General features: G+C 59.0%; 19 protein-coding genes. 11 read left to right on the forward strand and 8 right to left on the reverse strand.

The genetic code is table 11. The features are described from left to right. Positions 1-53: 53 nt before the first annotated feature. Entirely contained in the window at positions 54-1,616 is a 1,563-nt protein-coding gene (gene guaA / locus ABJH13_RS17870) for a glutamine-hydrolyzing GMP synthase (RefSeq protein WP_348407580.1), read from the reverse strand. A gap of 188 nt (positions 1,617-1,804) precedes the next feature. On the opposite strand from guaA, the gene ABJH13_RS17875 reads away from it, so the two are divergent. Continuing rightward, positions 1,805-3,349 (forward strand): trimethylamine methyltransferase family protein, encoded by a 1,545-nt coding sequence (locus ABJH13_RS17875; RefSeq protein ID WP_348407581.1) that lies wholly within the window; start codon positions 1,805-1,807, stop codon positions 3,347-3,349. 3 nt (positions 3,350-3,352) lie between these two features. Here ABJH13_RS17875 and ABJH13_RS17880 read toward each other — a convergent pair whose 3' ends face one another. Then, complete coding sequence (locus tag ABJH13_RS17880; protein WP_348407582.1) at positions 3,353-3,643, reverse strand: DUF6477 family protein; 291 nt, start codon at positions 3,641-3,643, stop codon at positions 3,353-3,355. A 377-nt stretch (positions 3,644-4,020) separates the two neighbouring features. Between ABJH13_RS17880 and ABJH13_RS17885 the strand changes: the two genes are divergently transcribed. From ABJH13_RS17885 to ABJH13_RS17895, 3 genes are all read left to right on the forward strand, one after another. Further along, complete coding sequence (locus tag ABJH13_RS17885; RefSeq protein WP_348407583.1) at positions 4,021-5,199, forward strand: DUF6456 domain-containing protein; 1,179 nt, start codon at positions 4,021-4,023, stop codon at positions 5,197-5,199. A gap of 187 nt (positions 5,200-5,386) precedes the next feature. Then, positions 5,387-6,346, forward strand: coding sequence for a lipoyl synthase (gene lipA / locus ABJH13_RS17890; RefSeq protein WP_348407584.1), 960 nt, complete (start codon positions 5,387-5,389; stop codon positions 6,344-6,346). A 113-nt stretch (positions 6,347-6,459) separates the two neighbouring features. Beyond that, positions 6,460-6,636: a hypothetical protein gene (locus ABJH13_RS17895; protein ID WP_348407585.1), complete on the forward strand. Its 177-nt coding sequence runs from the start codon at positions 6,460-6,462 to the stop codon at positions 6,634-6,636. Here the strand turns inward: ABJH13_RS17895 and hpt are convergent. Next, positions 6,633-7,184 carry a hypoxanthine phosphoribosyltransferase gene (gene hpt, locus ABJH13_RS17900; protein ID WP_348407586.1) on the reverse strand — a complete coding sequence of 184 codons (552 nt, stop codon included), beginning with the start codon at positions 7,182-7,184 and terminating at the stop codon, positions 6,633-6,635. The genes ABJH13_RS17895 and hpt overlap by 4 nt on opposite strands. Before the next feature lie 69 nt (positions 7,185-7,253). Between hpt and ABJH13_RS17905 the strand changes: the two genes are divergently transcribed. Beyond that, entirely contained in the window at positions 7,254-7,703 is a 450-nt protein-coding gene (locus tag ABJH13_RS17905) for a type II toxin-antitoxin system RatA family toxin (protein WP_348407587.1), read from the forward strand. Here ABJH13_RS17905 and ABJH13_RS17910 read toward each other — a convergent pair. From ABJH13_RS17910 to ispD, 4 genes are read right to left on the reverse strand one after another with little or no spacing between them, the layout of a single operon-like run. Then, on the reverse strand, positions 7,700-8,164 hold the full coding sequence (locus ABJH13_RS17910; RefSeq protein WP_348407588.1) for a CinA family protein: 465 nt from the start codon (positions 8,162-8,164) through the stop codon (positions 7,700-7,702). The two genes, ABJH13_RS17905 and ABJH13_RS17910, sit on opposite strands and share 4 nt — an antisense overlap. After that, on the reverse strand, positions 8,161-8,658 hold the full coding sequence (locus ABJH13_RS17915; RefSeq protein ID WP_348407589.1) for a phosphatidylglycerophosphatase A: 498 nt from the start codon (positions 8,656-8,658) through the stop codon (positions 8,161-8,163). The genes ABJH13_RS17910 and ABJH13_RS17915 overlap by 4 nt, the downstream gene beginning before the upstream one ends. Then, positions 8,655-9,134, reverse strand: coding sequence for a 2-C-methyl-D-erythritol 2,4-cyclodiphosphate synthase (gene ispF, locus ABJH13_RS17920; RefSeq protein ID WP_348407590.1), 480 nt, complete (start codon positions 9,132-9,134; stop codon positions 8,655-8,657). The genes ABJH13_RS17915 and ispF overlap by 4 nt, the downstream gene beginning before the upstream one ends. Next, a complete protein-coding gene (ispD, locus tag ABJH13_RS17925) occupies positions 9,124-9,789 on the reverse strand; it encodes a 2-C-methyl-D-erythritol 4-phosphate cytidylyltransferase (protein WP_348407591.1) in 666 nt (221 codons plus the stop codon). Before ispD ends, ispF begins: the two co-directional genes overlap by 11 nt. Before the next feature lie 186 nt (positions 9,790-9,975). Between ispD and dusB the strand changes: the two genes are divergently transcribed. The 5 genes from dusB (at position 9,976) to ABJH13_RS17950 (ending at position 17,180) form a co-directional block, all read left to right on the forward strand. Continuing rightward, a complete protein-coding gene (gene dusB, locus ABJH13_RS17930) occupies positions 9,976-10,956 on the forward strand; it encodes a tRNA dihydrouridine synthase DusB (RefSeq protein WP_348407592.1) in 981 nt (326 codons plus the stop codon). Continuing rightward, a complete protein-coding gene (locus ABJH13_RS17935) occupies positions 10,953-12,026 on the forward strand; it encodes an ATP-binding protein (protein WP_348407593.1) in 1,074 nt (357 codons plus the stop codon). Before dusB ends, ABJH13_RS17935 begins: the two co-directional genes overlap by 4 nt. Positions 12,027-12,041: 15 nt before the next feature. Then, positions 12,042-13,406, forward strand: a complete 1,365-nt coding sequence (locus ABJH13_RS17940) for a response regulator (RefSeq protein WP_348407594.1) — start codon at positions 12,042-12,044, stop codon at positions 13,404-13,406. A gap of 102 nt (positions 13,407-13,508) precedes the next feature. Continuing rightward, entirely contained in the window at positions 13,509-15,755 is a 2,247-nt protein-coding gene (locus ABJH13_RS17945) for a PAS domain-containing sensor histidine kinase (RefSeq protein ID WP_348407595.1), read from the forward strand. 3 nt (positions 15,756-15,758) lie between these two features. After that, entirely contained in the window at positions 15,759-17,180 is a 1,422-nt protein-coding gene (locus ABJH13_RS17950; protein ID WP_348407596.1) for a sigma-54 dependent transcriptional regulator, read from the forward strand. A gap of 35 nt (positions 17,181-17,215) precedes the next feature. On the opposite strand, the gene ABJH13_RS17955 is transcribed toward ABJH13_RS17950, so the two are convergent. Continuing rightward, the gene (locus ABJH13_RS17955) at positions 17,216-17,764 is read right to left on the reverse strand and encodes a hypothetical protein (protein WP_348407597.1); all 549 of its coding nucleotides are present in this window, start codon (positions 17,762-17,764) and stop codon (positions 17,216-17,218) included. 39 nt (positions 17,765-17,803) lie between these two features. Between ABJH13_RS17955 and trkA the strand changes: the two genes are divergently transcribed. Then, entirely contained in the window at positions 17,804-19,180 is a 1,377-nt protein-coding gene (gene trkA, locus ABJH13_RS17960) for a Trk system potassium transporter TrkA (protein WP_348407598.1), read from the forward strand. Positions 19,181-19,182: the final 2 nt, after the last annotated feature.

The raw sequence follows: 19,182 nt of genomic DNA on the forward strand, positions 1-19,182 counted from the left end.
AGTCGGCCAATCCGGGTAGTCGCCATGGCCACTGCGCCATATGCATCATGTCGTTATTCCCATTCAATCGTGCCCGGAGGTTTGGACGTGATATCGTAAGTGACCCGGTTGATGCCGGGTATTTCGTTGATGATCCGCGTTGCGGTTTCGCCCAGAAACTCATGGGTAAAAGGGTAATAATCTGCGGTCATCCCGTCAACGGATGTCACGGCGCGCAACGCGCAGGCGTAATCATACGTGCGGCCATCGCCCATGACGCCCACGGTACGCACCGGCAGGATCGCCACGAACGCCTGCCAGATTTCATCATAAAGACCGTGCTTGCGGATCTGGTCGATATAGACGGCATCGGCCTCGCGCAGAATATCAAGCTTGGCGCGGGTGATCTCACCGGGGCAGCGGATCGCCAGACCGGGGCCGGGGAAGGGGTGACGCCCGATAAACGATGGCGGCAGCCCCAATTCACGGCCCAAGGCGCGGACCTCGTCCTTGAAAAGTTCGCGCAGGGGTTCGACCAGCTGCATGTTCATCCGGTCGGGCAGGCCGCCTACGTTGTGGTGCGATTTGATCGTCACCGACGGGCCACCACTAAACGAGACCGATTCGATCACATCCGGGTACAGCGTGCCTTGCGCCAGAAAATCCGCGCCACCGATCTCTTTGGCGTGCTTTTCAAAGACCTCGATGAACAGCCCACCGATGATTTTGCGTTTGGTTTCGGGGTCGGACACCCCGTCAAGCTTGCCTAAAAACAGCTCTGATTCGTCCGCATGGATCAGCGGCAGGTTGTAGTGTTCGCGGAACATGCCCACGACCTGTTCGCTTTCGTCTTTGCGCATCAAACCGTGATCGACATATACGCAGGTCAACTGATCGCCGATCGCTTCGTGGATCAACACCGCCGCAACAGAGCTATCAACCCCGCCCGACAACGCGCAGATGACCTTGCCATCGCCCACCTGATCGCGAATGCGCTGGATCGCCTCTTCGCGGTAGGCACCCATCGTCCAATCGCCGCTAAAGCCTGCCAAACGAACGAAATTCTCGTATAGTTTGGCGCCATTTGGCGTGTGGTGAACCTCGGGGTGGAACTGCACGGCGTAAAAATTACGGTCGGTATCAGCGGTGATCGCAAAGGGCGCGTTGGGCGAGGTCCCAAAGACCTCGAACCCCGGCGCGATGGCGCTGACGTGATCGCCGTGGCTCATCCAGACCTGCTCGCGGTCGGCTTCGAACCATCCCTGCAGCAAGGCCAGTTCGCGGTCTTCGGGCGTCACATAGGCGCGCCCGAATTCTGCCGTGCCGTGGCCGCGATCAACGGTGCCGCCAAGGCAATGCATCATCACCTGTTGGCCATAGCAAATGCCCAAGATCGGCACGCCCAGATCAAAAACCGTTTTGGGCGGCATCGGCGCGCCATCGGCAAACACCGAGGCCGGACCGCCTGATAAAATAACCGCCTTTGGGGCGAAGTCAGCGAGAAACGCGTCAGTCACCATCTGGAACGGGTGGATTTCACAATAGACGTTTAGCTCGCGCAGGCGGCGCGCAATAAGCTGCGTTACCTGGCTGCCAAAGTCTATAATAAGAAGGCGGTCGTGATCTGGTGTGTTCATAGGTGCTGATTAGGCCCGGCGGCGCCAAGTGGCAAGGGTGTGCAGAGGCTGCATCGGCCTGGCGGGGCAGATAATCGTATCACGGGTGCGCGTCATGTCGCTTTTTGCCCTGCAAGGCCGTTCTGGTGCGAACGCGACGCGGGGAATGCGCTAGCACCGGGCGCAGGCAAGTGACCGGGGGTATCGATATGGCCGAAGAAGCACAACGCAGACGGGGACGGGGCGGCGGCGGGGCAGCCCGGCGCGCAGCACGCAGCGCCGTATCGTTCGAGACTGCGCGATTTATTGAACGCAACATCCCCAATTTCGAAGTTCTGACAGAAGAAGCGTTGGAGATCATCGAGACCAACGCCGAAACGGTGCTCGAAGAGATTGGCGTCAATTTTGTCGAAAACCCCGCCGCATTGGCGCGTTGGCGCGCGGCAGGCGCCGATGTTGAGGGCGAACGCGTCCGCATCCCACGTGGGCTGGCCCGTCAATTGTGCAAAACCGCCCCCGCAACCTACACCCAACATGCACGCAACCCAGACCGGACGGTGCAGGTGGGCGGGAAATCCTTGGTGTTGGCGCCTGTCTATGGCCCGCCGTTTGTGCGCGATGCCACTGCGGGGCGTCGGTACGCCACGATGGAAGATTTCCGCAAGTTCGTGAAGCTGGGGTATATGTCCAAGTGGTTGCACCATTCGGGCGGTACCGTGTGCGAACCCACCGATCTGCCGGTAAACAAGCGCCATTTGGACATGCTGCATGCGCATATGACGCTTAGCGACAAACCGTTTATGGGGTCGGTGACCGAACCCAGCCGCGCACAGGATTCGGTTGAAATGTGCGAGGTTTTGTTTGGCAAAGAGTTCGTGCAGCAAAACACGGTCATGACGTCGTTGATTAACATCAATTCGCCCATGACATTTGATGATGTGATGATGGGGTCGCTTGAGGTTTACGCGCGCAACAATCAGGCCTGTATTATATCGCCGTTTATTGTCGGTGGTGCCATGGCGCCAGTGTCGGTTGCGGGCACGTTGACGCAAGTGATGGCGGAATGTCTGGCGGGCATTGCCTACAGTCAGTTGATCCGCGCGGGGGCGCCGGTGGTGATGGGCGCGTTCGTCACATCGATTGATATGAATTCGGGCGCACCGACCTTTGGCACCCCCGAAGCCGCGCATATCACTTATGGCGCGGGCCAATTGGCGCGGCGCATGGGGTTGCCGTACCGGTCTGCCGGGTCGTTTTGCGGGTCGAAACTGCCCGATGCACAGGCCGCCTACGAGACATCAAACAGTCTGAATATGGGGCTGCTGTCTGGGGTGAATTTCATGCTGCACTCTTGCGGGTGGCTCGAAGGGGGGCTGGTGTCTTCGTTCGAGAAATTCGTCATGGATGCCGACCAGCTGGGCACCTTGCACCATTTGGCGCAGGGGGTGTCGATGGACGAAAGCGCCCAAGCCTTGGATGCCATCCGCGAGGTTGGCCCCGGCGGGCACTACCTTGGGTGCGCACACACCCAAGAGCATTTCAAAACCGCCTTCTGGAAGTCCGACCTTCTCGATTACAAACCCTTCGAGACCTGGGAAGACGAAGGCGCGCGTGACACCCAAGCCCTTGCCAGCCTGCGTGTCGAGAAAATGCTCGGTGACTACCAGCAACCGCCGCTTGATCCGGCGATAGACGAGGCACTTACGGACTTTATCGTGCGCAAGAAAGCGCAGGAACCTGATAGCTTTATGTAACCTCTATGCCGTTTGCGAGGCCCGTAATACGCGGGCTTCGCCCAGCATCGCGATCAATACATCCACATGGCGGATCAGACTATAGCTGGTATCGCCTCCTGTGCGCTGGCCGTTCAGCTCTGCTTCGATCTCGATCAGCTTGAACAGGGCTGCACCATGCCGGGGCAACACACCATACCCCAAAAGACGTGGCAGATGCACCGACCGACGGTAATCTTCCGCACCGATACGCGCGGCACGCATCAACAGTTGAGGGCGGCGGATGGCGTGCAGCATTGAAAGCAGATCTTGCATGGTATCTTCCTTTGTACGTTCGTTCCCCGTGAGCTTGGTGCCCAGCTGAGACAAACCTACACGCCAAATGGCCGCGTTGCGCTGTTGCACGGTGGCACGCTCGGACAGGTTAGGGAGTTGTTAAGACTCTGATGTCGTGCAAGATTTCTCACCCGGCCGTCGTGCAGGCTGCGATTTCGACACCGATCGCCCCACGCCGCCCTGAGCTGTTGCGCCCAGCGAGCTTCGTCCGTTCGGATGGGTAAATACTGTTTATAATTTAGCTAGAATAATTCTCAAATCAGAAATTGTTAACGAACGGGTAACTAAATCATCTTTAGGTTGTGGTAATTATTCTAAACACAACCAAGGTACGTCATGTCACTGGATCTCATCTCATGAAAGAGCTGGAAATGTTGCCGACACACGCATGTAACCCACCACAGGCTGGATTGCCCGACTGGGTACCCGCCGCGGCGCAGGTTTATTTGGCGCATACCGAAGCAGGGCTTCCAATTCGTGCACTTGCGCGGGCTGCCGGATGCCATGCCTCGACAATTTTGCGCCAAATCAGACGGGTGGAGACCCGGCGCGATGATCCATTGGTTGACGCCGCCCTCAAAACCTTGGGTGCGGCCCATTTTGTTCCTCGTTCCGATACTGGCAAAGACAACCAGAAGGACGTATCTCTTATGAGCTTCCAGGACCGTATCACTGCACCCGATGTGGATGCAGACACCCCTCCCAACGAAACAACATTGATGGCCGAAGGCGCGCGCATTTTGCGCAGATTATGCGAAACTGGCGCTGTTTTGGCCGTCGCGGCTGAGATGGAAAAGGCCGTGATCGTGCGCGACGGCGTCGGCGGGCAGGCCACGCGGACGGGGGTTGTGTCGCGCCAAATCGCCGAAGCGATGGCTTTGAAAGAGTGGATTACAGCCCAAACCACCGGCAAAATCACGCGTTATACCATCACCGCAACGGGGCGGGCGGCGTTGGAAAATATGCTGGATGATGCAGGCGTCACGACGGCGGGCGGTTTTGCCGAAGCGCAAAGCGATTTTGCCGGGCAACACCGCACGTGGGGTGAAAAAACCTTGCCCGATGTTGATACCGGTCGTCCGCGACGGATGCGGTACAATCTGGCTGAAAGCCCGCTGACGGCATTGGCGCGGCGGCGCGACAAAAACGGCGAAACCTTTCTGACGGATGATCTGGTGACCGTCGGCGAACGCCTGCGCGAGGATTTTGAGTTGGCCCAAATGGGCCCGAGCGTTGCGCAAAATTGGGACCGGTTTCTGACATCCGGTGCAAGCGGTGGCTTTGCGCCCGACAGCGGTGTGGGCGATGGCCCGTCGCGTGCGCGCAAACGGGTGGCTGATGCGCTGGCAGATCTGGGGCCGGGGTTGTCGGATGTGGCGCTGCGCTGCTGCTGCTACCTTGAGGGCCTTGAAACCGCCGAGAAAAAGCTCGGCTGGTCGGCGCGGTCGGGCAAGATCGTCCTGCGAATCGCGCTTATGCGGTTGAAACGTCACTATGATGAAACCATCGGGCCGGGCGGGCCGCTCATCGGGTAACATGCTGGCGCGCATTTATATTTTTTGAGGGGATCGTTCTTGGAACGGTCCCTTTTTTCATGCGTGTCAGGCGCACATCAGTCATGCGTTTTGAGGGGTTCGGCCCGGTTGAACCTTACCCGCGACTTCGTTTACAAAGAGGGAACGGCGGGTGTCTGACACATCTGCAGCTGCAGGAGTATGGTTCATGGCCCCCCGCGACCTGAAAATCCCCGAACAACGCCACCCCGAAAAGGCACGGCGCCCAGACAACCCGCAGCCCAAAAAGCCTGCGTGGATTCGCGTAAAAGCCCCCGGCGGACAAGGGTACGCCGAAACCGCACGCATCATGCGGGACAATAAATTGGTCACCGTGTGCGAAGAAGCCGGCTGCCCAAACGTGGGCGAATGTTGGAGCCAAGGCCACGCGACCATGATGATCATGGGCGAGGTCTGCACCCGCGCGTGCAGTTTTTGCAACATCGCCACCGGGAAACCGCCCGAAGCACTCGATGCATTCGAGCCGGGTCGGGTTGCGCATGCGGTGGAAAAGCTGGGTTTGAACCATGTGGTGATAACCTCGGTGGACCGCGACGATGTCGAGGACGGCGGGGCGGATCATTTCGCCCAGACGATTCGCGCGGTTCGGCACCGCAGCCCAAACACCACAATCGAGATCCTGACACCGGATTTCATCAAATGTACCCCCGAAGCGCTAGAAGTGGTCGTCGAGGCGCGCCCCGATGTGTTCAACCACAACCTTGAAACTGTGCCGGGGCTTTACCCCGAGGTGCGGCCGGGTGCGCGGTATTTCCATTCCCTGCGGTTGTTGCAACGGGTCAAAGAGCTCGACCCGTCGATGTTCACCAAATCAGGCATTATGGTTGGTTTGGGCGAAGACAAACAATCGGTGATCCAAGTGATGGAAGACATGCGTGCAGCCGATATCGATTTTCTGACCATCGGGCAGTATCTGCAGCCCACGCCCAAACACCACCGCGTGGACCGTTTTGTGCACCCTGATGAATTCGCCGCCTATGAAAAATCAGCCTATGGCAAAGGGTTTTTGATGGTCTCGGCCACACCGTTGACGCGCTCATCCTACCATGCAGGGGATGATTTTGCCCAGTTACGCACCGCGCGCAATCGCAAGCTTGGGATTGCCTGAACGACTGTTACGTAACGTCATTGGGGGAAAGTCACTGCGCCATTCCCGTGACACGCGCCGCATCGGGTCTGTATAGCCCACGCTAGCGATAACATTTCTCTAGGGCTGGCGATATGACGGATACTCATTGGGCAATTTTGGCACTCCGCGACATAAATGCGGCGCTCGACAGCGCGCGTTATGATGTCGCGTCCCATCATATTAACGATGCTATTTTTGCGATCATCGCGCGGGATACTCAAGACACATCTGGGCCGTCGCGCGCGCCCGGTGCGGCCACGTTGAACTAAGAATCCGGGGAATCGGTAAATCGCACTTTGCCGATATAGGGCAGGTTGCGATTGCGTTGCGCAAAATCGATGCCGTACCCCACAACAAATTCATCTGGGATTTCAAAGCCTGTCCAGTCGGCCTTGAAATCAATCTCGCGGCGGCTTGGTTTGTCCAGCAGTGCGATGGATTTCAAGCGCGCGGGATGGCGGCTTTGCAGCAGATGGGTGACGTGGTTCAGCGTGTGGCCAGTATCGACGATATCTTCGACAACCAGCACGTCGCGCCCTTCGATGGCGCCGCGTAAGTCCTTGAGGATGCGCACTTCTCGGCTACTTTCCATCCCGTCACCATAGCTGGACGCCTCTAGGAAGTCGACCTCGATGGGCAGATCCAACTCACGGACCAAATCCGCGATGAACACAAAACTGCCCCGCAGCAACCCGACAACGACCAGTTTATTGGTGTCGTTGAATTCACTGCAAATGTCGCGGCACAAGGCCTCTATGCGGGCGGCGATCGATTTGGCCGAAATCAGTTCATCTATGACATAAGGACGCGCGGACATGGGTTAGACCTTGATCTTGGGCAGTGGAAACAGCACATGGGTGGCTAACCTTCACAAGCTGACAAATCAATGCCCACGCACGCCGAAACCCGCACGCTTCCGTATAACGCCCGACAAATGTATGATCTCGTGGCTGATGTGGGCCGTTACCCACAGTTTTTGCCGTGGTGCTCAGCGGCGCGCGTCAAATCCGTGACCCCGCAGGGCAATACGCAGGTGATGGAGGCGGATCTGATCGTCAGTTTCAAGGTGTTCCGTGAACGGTTCACCAGCCGCGTGGTGTTGACAGAAGCCGACCTTAAGCTGGATACAGAATACCTAGATGGCCCGTTTAAGTATATGAAATCAAACTGGGAATTTCGAGATGTGGACGGCGGGTGCGAGGTTCAGTTTTTCGTAGATTTCGCATTTAAAAACATGATTCTTGAACGCTTGATTGGCGTGGTGTTCAACGAGGCCATGCAGCGCATTGTGCGCGCCTTTGAAGCCCGTGCCGAGGCGTTGTACGGCCAAGGCTAAAGCTGCGCCAACACCAATTGCAACGCATGATCACACGCCGCAGCGCGCACCTGCGAGCGGCCCAATGCGCCAAATTCGACCGTTTGCGTGGCCACACCGTTGGGGCCGCTGATGCCAAAACACACACGCCCCTCGGGTTTATGGTCGGACCCGCCGGGCCCCGCGATGCCGGTCACTGACACCGCGATATCGGCCCGTGCATGCGCGCGCGCGCCCTGCGCCATTTCGGCTGCGACCTCTTGGGACACCGCGCCATGTGCCGCAAGCGTGCGGGCGCTGACCCCAAGCATATCTTCTTTGGCCGCGTTGGAATAGGTCACGAACCCGCGCTCTATCACAGCAGATGCGCCTGCGACGTCGGTGAGCGCGGCGGTGATCATGCCGCCGGTGCAGCTTTCTGCGGCGGTGACAGTTTTGCCAGCGGTTTTAGCCGCCGCGATAACCTGCGCGGCAAGGCTCACATCAACACCCCATGCGCGAAACCGGCCAGCAGCATCACACCTGCGGCGGCAAAAATACCCGCAATGACATCATCCAACATCACCCCCATGGCATCGCCGCGCCTGTCCGCCCAGCCAACAGGCCCCGGTTTTGTGATATCAAACAACCGAAACAGCGCAAATGCCGCGACCCACCCCGGCCACATCACCAAAATATCCAACCCCATCGACCACGCGGCATAAGACAAGGGCATCAGCGCAATCCATTGGCCCACGACCTCGTCCACCACAATTTCCGATGGGTCGTGATCGTCGCTGCCGTGGGTCATAACGCGCGTGGCCCAAAGCCCGGCGACAAACGCCACGATTGCCCCCAGAACCAGCAACGGAAACCCACCCAATACATGCAAAAGCCACCCCCATGGCAACGCCACCAGCGACCCCCATGTGCCGGGTGCCGGGCGAATGTAGCCGACGCCAAAAACCGTGCCGGTGATCTGTGCGATGCGCGTCATGGCTTGACCAACGTGGCGGTTGCGATGCATGCGATCCCTTCGCCGCGCCCGGTAAAGCCCAGCTTTTCGGATGTTGTGGCCTTGACGGACACCCGGTCAACCGTCAGCCCCATGATCTGCCCGACGCGCGCGCGCATGGGGTCTGCGTGAGGGCCGATTTTGGGGTGTTCGCAGATCAGGGTGCAATCGACGTTGCCAATTTCAAACCCCATGTCGCCTGCAAGCGCCACCGCATGGCGCAAAAAGACGTCGCTTGCCATGCCCTTCCATTGCGGGTCACTGGGGGGGAAATGCTGCCCAATATCGCCCTGTGCCAAGGCGCCATAAATCGCGTCGGTGATCGTGTGCAGCGCCACGTCCGCGTCAGAATGGCCCACAAGGCCCTGATTGTGCGGGATTTTCACACCACATAGGATGACGTGATCGCCCGCGCCAAACGCGTGCACGTCAAATCCATTGCCCAGCCTAATGTCCATGTTGGTCCTTTAATATGCGCTCTGCGCGGGCGAAATCCGCCGGCAGGGTGATTTTCAGATTGTCTTCGCTGCCGGGGGTGATGGCAACCGGCACATCCGCGCGGCGCATCAGTTCGACGTCGTCATCGGCACCGTCGGGGTGGGCGCGGTGTGCGGCAAGGATATCGGCCAAACGAAACCCTTGCGGGGTTTGCGCCCGGTAGAGCCCGGCGCGCGAAACCGCACCCGCGACATGCCCGTCCGCGCCGCGCCATAGCGCATCAACCACCGCAACCGCAGGGGCCGCTGCGGGCCCATCGTGCAACGCAGCGATAACCCCATCGATAACAGCACGAGACACGCATGGCCGGGCGGCATCGTGGATCAACACGTGATCAATCGTGTCATCCAAGGCCTCTAGCCCGGCGCGCACCGATGCGCTGCGGGTGGCGCCGCCTGCAACTGCATGGGCGTGCGGGTTTTTTGGCCAGATATCTGACGCAAGATCATCAGGGTGCAAAACCAACACCAGCCCGTCGATACTTGGGTGGTCCGAAAAGGCGCGCATGGCAAAATAGGCGCTGCTGTGACCGGCCAGCGGGCGCCATTGTTTGGCCAACCCACCCCCGGCGCGGGTGCCGCGACCGGCCGCTACGATCAGCGCTGCGATTTTCATAGGGGCATCACAATATACATAGGTCGGTATTTAGGGGGTCGGGGCGGTGTAGGCAATTGGTCCTGTAAAATGCCTAAAAAATGTGCATAGTGACCGGATGCGCCCTAGATCAGCCCCTTAGAACATTGAGGAAACACACCGCAATTGATAGACGCTCAGGAAATGCACAAGGATTAAGCACTTATAATGCCCGCCGCCTTTCCCTTTGATCTGAGCCCGCCGGTGCTGTTAGCGCCGATGGCCGGAATCACGGATCTGCCGTTTCGGACGCTGGTGGCGTCGTTTGGGGCGGGGCTTGTGGTGTCTGAAATGGTGGCGAGCCATGATATGCTCAACGCGCGCCCGGGCAGTCGTGAAAAAGCCGAATTGGGCTTGGGGCATGTTGGTACAGCGGTGCAATTGGCCGGGCGCGAAGCCGCCCCCATGGCCGAAGCCGCGCGTATGGTCGAAGGGCAGGGCGCGCAGGTCATTGATATCAACATGGGGTGCCCGGCCAAAAAGGTAACGCAGGGGTATTCTGGCTCGGCGCTGATGCGCACGCCCGATCATGCGTTGACGCTGATCGAGGCGGTGGTGAACGCGGTGAAGATCCCCGTGACGTTGAAAACCCGCCTTGGGTGGGATGATGCCAGCCTCAACGCCGCGCATATCGCCCAACGGGCCGAAGCTGCAGGCATCAGGCTCATCACGATCCACGGCCGCACGCGGTGCCAGTTTTACAAGGGCCGCGCCGATTGGGCCGCCATTCGTGCGGTAAAGGATGCGGTCGATATTCCGGTGATCGCAAACGGTGACATTATAGATAGTGCTGCCGCGCGCACCGCTTTGGCGCAATCGCACGCCGATGGGATCATGGTAGGGCGCGGGGCGCAGGGCAAACCCTGGCTGTTGGCGCGCATTGCGCATGATCTGTTTGGCACGCCTGCGCCGCAGGTTCCGCAAAGGGCAGGGTTTGCGCAGATGGTCGCGCAGCACTACGAGGCAATGATCGCGTTTTACGGTGAAACGTTGGGCCTGCGGGTCGCACGCAAACATTTAGGATGGTACATGGACACCTGCGAAACACCGCAAGATCTGCGCCGTGCGGTGCTGACAGCCGCGTCAGTGGCCGACACGCTGCGCCTTATTCTCGAGGCCTGCCACGCGCCAGAACGGGTGGCAGCGTGACGTCGGACCGCGCGATTTGGGCCAGCTTGCCCGTGCCGACATTGGTCATCGGGCCTGATGACGGTATCGTTGATATCAATTCCGCCGCCGAAGGGTTTTTGAACGTGTCGTCCAAGTCGGTGCGGGGCATGCCGGTGTGGGATCAGATCGCGGTGAATGACCCATTGGAGACCGCGTTTGAGCGCGCCCGTGACAGTGGCACGCCGCTGTTTGTCAATGACGTGGATGTGGGCAGCGGCGCGCGCGCGCCCATGCAATCTGACCTACAGGTTGCGCCGTTGATCGGCGAACCCGGCCATATGATCTTGATGATCTCGCCGCGTGAATTGGCGGGCCGTATGACCCAGAACCATACGGTGAAATCGGCTGCCAAATCTGCGATCGGCATGGCCGAAATGCTGGCCCATGAAATCAAAAACCCATTGGCGGGCATCACCGGGGCCGCGCAGTTGCTCAGCATGAACCTTGGCGCGGAAGACCTTGAATTGACTGATCTTATCGTCGAAGAAAGCCGCCGTATCGTGAAACTTCTCGGGCAGGTGGAACAGTTCGGCAACCTGTCGATGCCAGATCTGCAACCGGTGAATGTGCACGACGTTCTGGACCGGGCGCGGCGGTCTGCGTTGTTGGGGTTTGGCGCGCATATGCGGATTGTCGAAGACTACGACCCGTCGTTGCCCTTGGCCTTTGGGGACCCTGACCAGCTGTTGCAGGTGGTGCTGAACCTGCTGAAAAACGCCGCCGAAGCTGCGGGAAAAGCCGGGGGCACCATTCGGTTGCACAGCTATTATGAACATTCCTTCCGTCTGCGCCGCGCGGATGGGTCGGGCCAATCGCTGCCCCTGCAGGTCGAGATCATCGACGACGGTCCGGGCCTGCCTGACGCGATCAAGGATGACGTCTTTGACCCGTTTGTATCGGGCCGCGACAACGGCACCGGGTTGGGTCTGGCGTTGGTGAGCAAGATCGTTTCTGACCACAATGGCTGGATTTCGGTCACATCGGTGCCGGGTAAAACTGTATTTCGTATTTCACTGCCGCGTGCGCCCAAGCCCACGCCGCAGGTTTAACAGGAGAGTTGAGAGATGGATGGTACTGTACTGGTTGCCGACGACGATAGGACAATTCGCACCGTTCTGACGCAGGCGCTCACACGGGCGGGCTGTAAGGTGCACGCCACGTCCAGCCTGACGACGCTCATGCGTTGGGTGGGCGAAGGCAAGGGCGATGTTGTGATCTCGGATGTGATGATGCCCGATGGCAATGGGTTGGAAATGCTGCCCAAAATATCGGCGGATCGGCCGGGGCTGCCGGTCATCGTGATTTCGGCGCAAAACACCATCATGACGGCGATCAAAGCGGCCGAGGCCGAAGCCTATGATTACTTGCCCAAACCCTTTGACCTGCCGGATCTGATGAAACGCACGGCTCGCGCCCTAGAGGCCCGTCCGCAAGGCAGCCGCGCGCTGGAAGACGCCGAAGCGCGCCCTGATGAACTGCCATTGGTGGGCCGGACCGCTGTGATGCAGGCGCTTTACCGGGTTGTTGCGCGGGTGATGAACACCGACCTGCCAGTATTGATCTGGGGAGAATCGGGCACCGGAAAATCCCTGATTGCACGCGCGATCCATGACTTTTCAGACCGGCGCAACCTGCCGTTTATCACGGCCTCATCGGAAGATCTGCAAGATCTCGAAGGGCCTGCGCGGCTGCTGGCGCGTGTCAAAGGGGGCACATTGCTGGTCGAAGAGGTCGCGGATCTTCCTGCCGACCTTCAGGCCCGTCTGGTTCATATGATGGACACGCCCGGTGATTACGCGCCCCGGTTTTTGGCCACCAGCCAAAGCGATTTGAACGCCGATATGGAAGGCGGGAAAATGCGCAAGGATCTCTACTATCGCCTCAGTGGAGCGACGTTGAAGGTGCCCGCGCTGCGCGAACGTGTCGATGATATCCCCGTCCTTGCTGAGCATTTCCTGACCAAAGCAGAGGCAGGCGGGGCCGCACCCCGTGAATTATCGCCCGAAGCCAACGACATTTTCCGGAACTATTCGTGGCCGGGCAACGTGCGCCAATTGGAAAACGCGATCCGACGTCTTGGGTTGACCAGCCGTGCGGCTGAAATCGCTGGCAACGAGGTTGAGCAAGTCTTGGGCGCACAGCCGGATCTTGAGCCGATGCGCGCTGCGGGCAATACTGAAAAGTTGGGCGCGTCTGTCGAACGCCACCTGCGACGATATTTTGATTTGCACGGCAATATGTTGCCACCCGCGGGGCTTTATGGGCGGATTTTGCGCGAAGTCGAAGCGCCAATGATCGAAATTGCCCTCGAAGCGACAGGTGGAAATCAAGCGAAATGCGCTGATTTACTGGGGATTAACCGGAATACGTTGCGAAAAAAGATCACCGACCTCGATATAGAGGTGACACGGCGTCGCAAATTGATGTAAAACTGCCACATAATGCGTGGCCGTTCAGGAACACTCCTGCTCAGGACCACCAGATAGAGCGGTTCGGCGTGCAAAGCGCCACATCATAAGTGAGGGCATCGGGTGATACCCCGTGTAGAAAGGTCACTGTGGCTTCGGTTTGGGCATTTGCGTCGTATTCGGCGCGTGCGCAACTTTGCCACGCTGGGTCTGGTGGTGCTGGGGCCAATCTTGGCCCTGTCCACTTATCTTGTGCTTGGGCCGCTGGGGCAGACGGGCAACACGCTTGGGCTGCGGCTGATCCTACTGGCCGATCTTGTCTATATTCTGGTGGTTGCGGCGCTGGTTCTTGCGCAGGTCGGGCGGTTGATTGCGGCGCGGCGGGCCAAATCGGCGGGGTCGCGATTGCACCTACGGCTGACCGGTGTGTTTGCGTTGATGGCGCTGATCCCCACGGTGACAGTCGCGATCTTTGCGGGTTTGACCGTAAATGTCGGGCTGGAAGGGTGGTTTTCTGACCGAGTGCGCGAGGTTGTTGGCAGTTCTCTTGCGGCGGCCGAGGCCTACGAAGAAGAACAGCGGATCGATCTGGCGGCGGATGCATTGGCGCTGGCGCGCAGTTTGGATGACGCGCGGCGTGCCAATATAAATGTGTCCGACAGCGAGCTTTTGGGCGAACGTCAGCGGCTGATCCAGCGCGGTTTGCGCGAGGCGTATCTTATTGACGGAACAGGGCAAATTCGCGCGCGCGGTGACCGATCTTACCTGTTTGACTTTGAACGCCCCAGCCAGGCCAAAATACAAGAGGCTGACACCAGCGATGTGGTCGTCATCGAGGATTGGGACAACAACGAGTTCCGGGCGATGGTGCGGTTGTCGTCTTTCGTGGACCGGTTCTTATACGTCAGCCGCGAGGTCGACGGCGAGATCCTGTCGTTGTTGGATGAAACGCAAGAAACTGTCCGACTTTACCAGCAATTGGAAAGCGAACGCGGGCGGCTGTTGTTCGATTTTGTCCTGCTATATCTGGCCTTTGCAGTCATCTTGATATTGGCCGCTATCTGGTTGGGGCTGTGGTTTGCCGAACGGTTGTCAGTGCCTGTCGGCCGGTTAACAGGGGCGGCGCAACAGGTCGGTGCCGGTGATCTTCAGGTTCAGGTGCGCGAAGAAGACGGCGATGATGAAATCGCCATGTTAGGTCGATATTTCAACCAGATGACGCGGCAACTTAAAGCGCAACGTCAGACGTTGGTGGAAAACACTGAACAGATTGAACGCAGACGGCGGCTGTTTGATTCAGTGCTAAGCTCGGTGACCTCGGGCGTCGTTGGGTTGGATCCGCGTGGGCGGGTGACATTTGTGAACCGCGCCGCCGGAGGGTTGTTGGACTGGCGTAGCGGTCAGGAATTCATGGCCTTGACGGTCGTGATGCCTGAATTTGGCCCCATGTTCGAGGCGATGGTAAAATCGCGCAACGAAGTCGCGCAGGCCGAGATCAAAGTGACCCGCAAAGGCCGGTTGGAAAACCTGTTGGTGCGCATGGCCACGCGGCGGGCCCAAGACGGCGCGCTGGAGGGATACGTTGTGTCCTTTGACGATGTCACGGATTTGGTCAGCGCCCAGAGAATGGCCGCGTGGGGAGACGTCGCGCGCCGTATCGCCCATGAAATCAAGAACCCGCTGACGCCTATTCAACTGTCGGCGGAACGTATCAAACGTAAATTTGCGCCCAAGGTCGGCGATGACAGCGACTCTTTGGAACAGATGACAGACGTGATCGTGCGGCAGACAAATGATCTGCGGCGCATCGTTGATGAGTTCTCGAAGTTTGCGCGTATGCCAGAACCCAACCGAAAGCCGATAAAGCTGAACGATCTCGTTGATGATGCTGTGTTTTTACAACAAAGCGGACAGCCCGATGTTAAAATTTACGCGCAGATGCCAAACATGGAGGTGACGGCCGATCTGGATGCGACGATGATTAGTCAAGCGTTAACAAACTTGATCAAAAACGCCGGGGAAGCCATTGAAACATTGCAGAAAAAGGGCGCGCCAGACGGGCATGTGCCACGCATTGAGGTGGTCTTGAAAACGAATGACCACAAGGCGCGGATCACCATCGCCGACAATGGGATTGGCCTGCCGGAAGACCGTGCGCGGCTCTTTGAACCCTACGTAACAACGCGCAGTGAGGGCACCGGCCTAGGCCTGCCCATCGTAAAGAAAATCATGGAAGAACATGGCGGTAGCCTGACCCTTGAAGACGCGCCGTGCTTTGACGGCCAAACCCAAATTGGTGCCATGGCGGTGATTACACTGCCCTGTACACCCAACGCCACGACCCCACCTGACGCACAAGAAGGACTTTGACCCATGAGCGACATTCTCATCGTAGATGACGAACGCGACATCCGAGAGCTTATCTCGGATATCTTGCAAGACGAGGGCTATGCGACCCGGCGTGCGGGCAATTCTGACGATGCGATGGCCGCGATCAACGCGGATGCGCCGGCGCTGATTGTGTTGGATATATGGCTCAAGGACAGCCAGATGGACGGGATCGATATTCTTAAGACGGTCAAGCGTGACAATCCCGATGTGCCGGTGGTGATTATTTCGGGCCATGGCAACATCGAAATTGCGGTCGCTGCGATCAAGCAGGGCGCGTATGATTTCATCGAAAAACCCTTTAACATTGACCAGCTTTTGGTGGTGATCCGCCGGGCCATGGAAACGTCGCGGTTGCGCCGCGAAAACCAAAGCCTGCGCCGCCGTGATGTGACCAAATCCGAGATGATCGGCGGGTCTGCGGCCTTCCGCACGTTGGTGGGGCAGCTGGACAAGGTGACAAAATCCAACGGGCGGGTGATGCTGACGGGCCCTGCCGGGTCGGGCAAAGAGGTTGCCGCGCGCTATATTCACGCCAATTCGAACCGGGCCTCTGCGCCTTTCGTGACGGTGAATTGCGCAGGCGTCGCACCGGAACGCATGGAAGAGGTCTTGTTTGGCCGTGAGACACCGGAGCGCGGTGTGGAGCTGGGCCTTCTCGAAGAAGCGCACGGTGGTGTGATCTATTTCGACGAGGTTGCGGACATGCCTATGGGCACGCAATCCAAGATCCTGCGGGTGTTGGTTGACCAACAATTCCAACGGGTTGGCGGGACAGACAAGGTGCGCGTAGATCTGCGGGTGATCTCATCAACCAACCATGATCTGGAACAGGCCACCGTGGTGGGCACGTTCCGCGAAGAACTCTTTCACCGTCTGAATGTCGTGCCGATCGCGGTGCCATCGCTGGAAGAACGCCGCGAAGATATACCCGCGTTGGTGGATCATTTCGTCACCGAAATGAACGCGACGCAAGGGCTGGCTGTGCGCAAACTTAGCGACGACGCCGAGGCGTTGATGCAGACGATGATCTGGCCGGGCAATGTGCGGCAACTCAAAAACCTCGTAGAGCGGGTGTTGATTTTGGGCGAGGGCAACGGCCCCATCGAGGCCCGCGAGCTGCCTGGCGTCGAAGACAACAGCACCGACGAAGGCCGTGTGGTGTTGTCGGGCGCGCTGGCGACGCTTGCGCTGCGCGAGGCCCGCGAGGCGTTTGAACGCGAATACCTGCTGACACAGATCAATCGTTTCGGTGGGAATATCTCGCGGACAGCGACCTTTGTGGGCATGGAACGGTCTGCGCTGCACCGCAAGCTAAAGTCACTGGGTGTTGTGACGTCGGCCAAGTCGGGCGCGCGGATCGCACATGTGGACGAAGAGGTCGAAACCATTGATGCGGCGGAATAAACCGCATTTGGGGCACGACGGGTCTAGGGCTGGGTTCACCCCGCCTGATCCACGATTTGCCAGCCGCCGTCGCGGTATTTGATGGCGCAGCTGCGGTCTGACAGCCGCGGCAATACGGCGGTGTTGGCTTTGGGGGCTGCGCGGGCCACCCCACCGGGGCAGTTGGGCAGGGTCACCGGGGCATAACCCTGCGCCGTCATGCAGCTCTGTGTGACTTGGTCGCGCAGGTCGGCGTTTACGTCGACGCTGTAACGGATGCCGGGTTCGAAAAACCCACCTCGAGTGTGGCAGACACCATCTGCGTTGCAGTGACGCCGCGCGGGGACATAGATGGGCGGGTCCTGCCTTATTTGTGTGTTCACAGGCACTTGCGCCAATGCATCCACCTGACACGTGAGCAAATCCGCGTTCATACGCGCGACCTCGGCGCCTTCACGGTGGTAGATCGATAGGGGCGCGCAGGCCATCAAACCGGCCAAGGCCGCGCCGCATATTCCGTAAGATCGCAACAGTTTCATGCGCGCACAGTGCCAGCCCACGCCGAAAAGGACAATTGAATTGACCCACCAGATGCCATCTGCCATGCAGAGGCTCGCGAAACCGGATCGAAGGACCTCAGGCGCATGAAAGTGATTATCTGTGGCGCGGGGCAGGTCGGTTGGCAAATTGCGCGCCACCTGTCGGGGGAACGCAACGACGTCACCGTTGTAGACAGCAACCCTGATTTGGTCCGCCGGGCCACGGACACATTAGATGTTCAGGGCATTGCGGGCTTTGCAAGCTACCCGGATGTCTTGGAGCGGGCCGGCGCGCGCGACGCCGAAATGGTGATCGCGGCGACCTATTCCGACGAGGTCAATATGGTGACCTGTCAGGTCGCCCATTCGGTCTTTGGGATCAACCGCAAGATCGCCCGCCTGCGCAGTAAATCCTACCTTGATGCGATCTATTCTGATCTCTACCGGCGCGACCACATGCCCATTGATGTGGTGATCAGCCCCGAAAAAGAAGTGGCGGCGGCGGCCCTGCAACGGCTATCTGCCCCAGCGGCCTTTGACACAGAGGTCTTTATGACCGGGCAGGCGCATTTGATGGGGATCACCATCGACGACGCGTGCCCGGTGGTGAACACCCCCTTGCGCCAACTTACGGATCTGTTCTCGACGTTGCGGGCGACGGTGGTGGGGGTGCGGCGTGACAAGACCCTGTTTGCGCCCAACGCGGGGGATCAGCTGTTTGCGGGGGATGAATGCTATGTGTTCACCCATGTCGATGACATCCCACGCACATTAGAGATTTTTGGCAAAACGGTCGCCAAACAGGAACGTTTGGTGATTGTGGGTGGCGGCAACGTCGGCCTTGCGGTGGCGCAGGCGTTGGAAGGCAGCACCAAACGGGTGCGCGCCAAGGTGATCGAGAAAAACCGTATGTGTGCGGAAAAAGCAGCCGAAGCCTTGGAACGCACGATCGTGCTGAACGGCGATGGGTTAGATGCCGCGCTGCTGGCCGAAGCGGGAATTTCGCGGGCCGATGCCATGCTGGCGATCACCGATGACGACAAAACCAACATGCTGGCCTGTGTGCGTGCCAAGGCCGAAGGGTGCCCCTATACAATCGCGCTGATCAATGACCCGACCTTGGTGCCGCTGATGGCGCCTTTGGGGATCGACGCCTATATCAACCCGCGCTCCACGACTGTCAGTTCGATCTTGCGCCATATCCGCCACGGGCGGGTGCGGGCGGTTTATTCTATCGGCGACGCCGAGGCCGAAGTGATCGAGGCAGAGGTCATGTCGACCTCGCCGCTTGCGGGCAAACGCATCAACGAGATCGATTTTCCCGAAGGCGTGCTGGTGGGGGCCGTGCGCAAGGGCAATGACGTGATCCGCCCGTTGGGCAAGACCCGCATCGACGAGGGCGATGTCATTGCGATCTTTGCACTGGCCGAAGATGTCCCAGAGGTGGAGCGGCTGATGCAGGTCTCCATCGACTTTTTCTGACC

This window comes from Roseobacter sp. (genome assembly GCF_039970775.1).
In the GTDB taxonomy this organism is placed as follows: Bacteria; Pseudomonadota; Alphaproteobacteria; order Rhodobacterales; family Rhodobacteraceae; genus Roseobacter.

What these genes read in the sequence shown, in the direction of transcription:
- guaA (WP_348407580.1), bottom strand. Translation starts at nt 1,616, where the DNA reads ATGAACACACCAGATCACGACCGCCTTCTTATTATAGACTTTGGCAGC.
- ABJH13_RS17875 (WP_348407581.1), top strand. Translation starts at nt 1,805, where the DNA reads ATGGCCGAAGAAGCACAACGCAGACGGGGACGGGGCGGCGGCGGGGCA.
- ABJH13_RS17880 (WP_348407582.1), bottom strand. Translation starts at nt 3,643, where the DNA reads ATGCAAGATCTGCTTTCAATGCTGCACGCCATCCGCCGCCCTCAACTG.
- ABJH13_RS17885 (WP_348407583.1), top strand. Translation starts at nt 4,021, where the DNA reads ATGAAAGAGCTGGAAATGTTGCCGACACACGCATGTAACCCACCACAG.
- lipA (WP_348407584.1), top strand. Translation starts at nt 5,387, where the DNA reads ATGGCCCCCCGCGACCTGAAAATCCCCGAACAACGCCACCCCGAAAAG.
- ABJH13_RS17895 (WP_348407585.1), top strand. Translation starts at nt 6,460, where the DNA reads ATGACGGATACTCATTGGGCAATTTTGGCACTCCGCGACATAAATGCG.
- hpt (WP_348407586.1), bottom strand. Translation starts at nt 7,184, where the DNA reads ATGTCCGCGCGTCCTTATGTCATAGATGAACTGATTTCGGCCAAATCG.
- ABJH13_RS17905 (WP_348407587.1), top strand. Translation starts at nt 7,254, where the DNA reads ATGCCCACGCACGCCGAAACCCGCACGCTTCCGTATAACGCCCGACAA.
- ABJH13_RS17915 (WP_348407589.1), bottom strand. Translation starts at nt 8,658, where the DNA reads ATGACGCGCATCGCACAGATCACCGGCACGGTTTTTGGCGTCGGCTAC.
- ispF (WP_348407590.1), bottom strand. Translation starts at nt 9,134, where the DNA reads ATGGACATTAGGCTGGGCAATGGATTTGACGTGCACGCGTTTGGCGCG.
- ispD (WP_348407591.1), bottom strand. Translation starts at nt 9,789, where the DNA reads ATGAAAATCGCAGCGCTGATCGTAGCGGCCGGTCGCGGCACCCGCGCC.
- dusB (WP_348407592.1), top strand. Translation starts at nt 9,976, where the DNA reads ATGCCCGCCGCCTTTCCCTTTGATCTGAGCCCGCCGGTGCTGTTAGCG.
- ABJH13_RS17940 (WP_348407594.1), top strand. Translation starts at nt 12,042, where the DNA reads ATGGATGGTACTGTACTGGTTGCCGACGACGATAGGACAATTCGCACC.
- ABJH13_RS17950 (WP_348407596.1), top strand. Translation starts at nt 15,759, where the DNA reads ATGAGCGACATTCTCATCGTAGATGACGAACGCGACATCCGAGAGCTT.
- ABJH13_RS17955 (WP_348407597.1), bottom strand. Translation starts at nt 17,764, where the DNA reads ATGGCAGATGGCATCTGGTGGGTCAATTCAATTGTCCTTTTCGGCGTG.
- trkA (WP_348407598.1), top strand. Translation starts at nt 17,804, where the DNA reads ATGAAAGTGATTATCTGTGGCGCGGGGCAGGTCGGTTGGCAAATTGCG.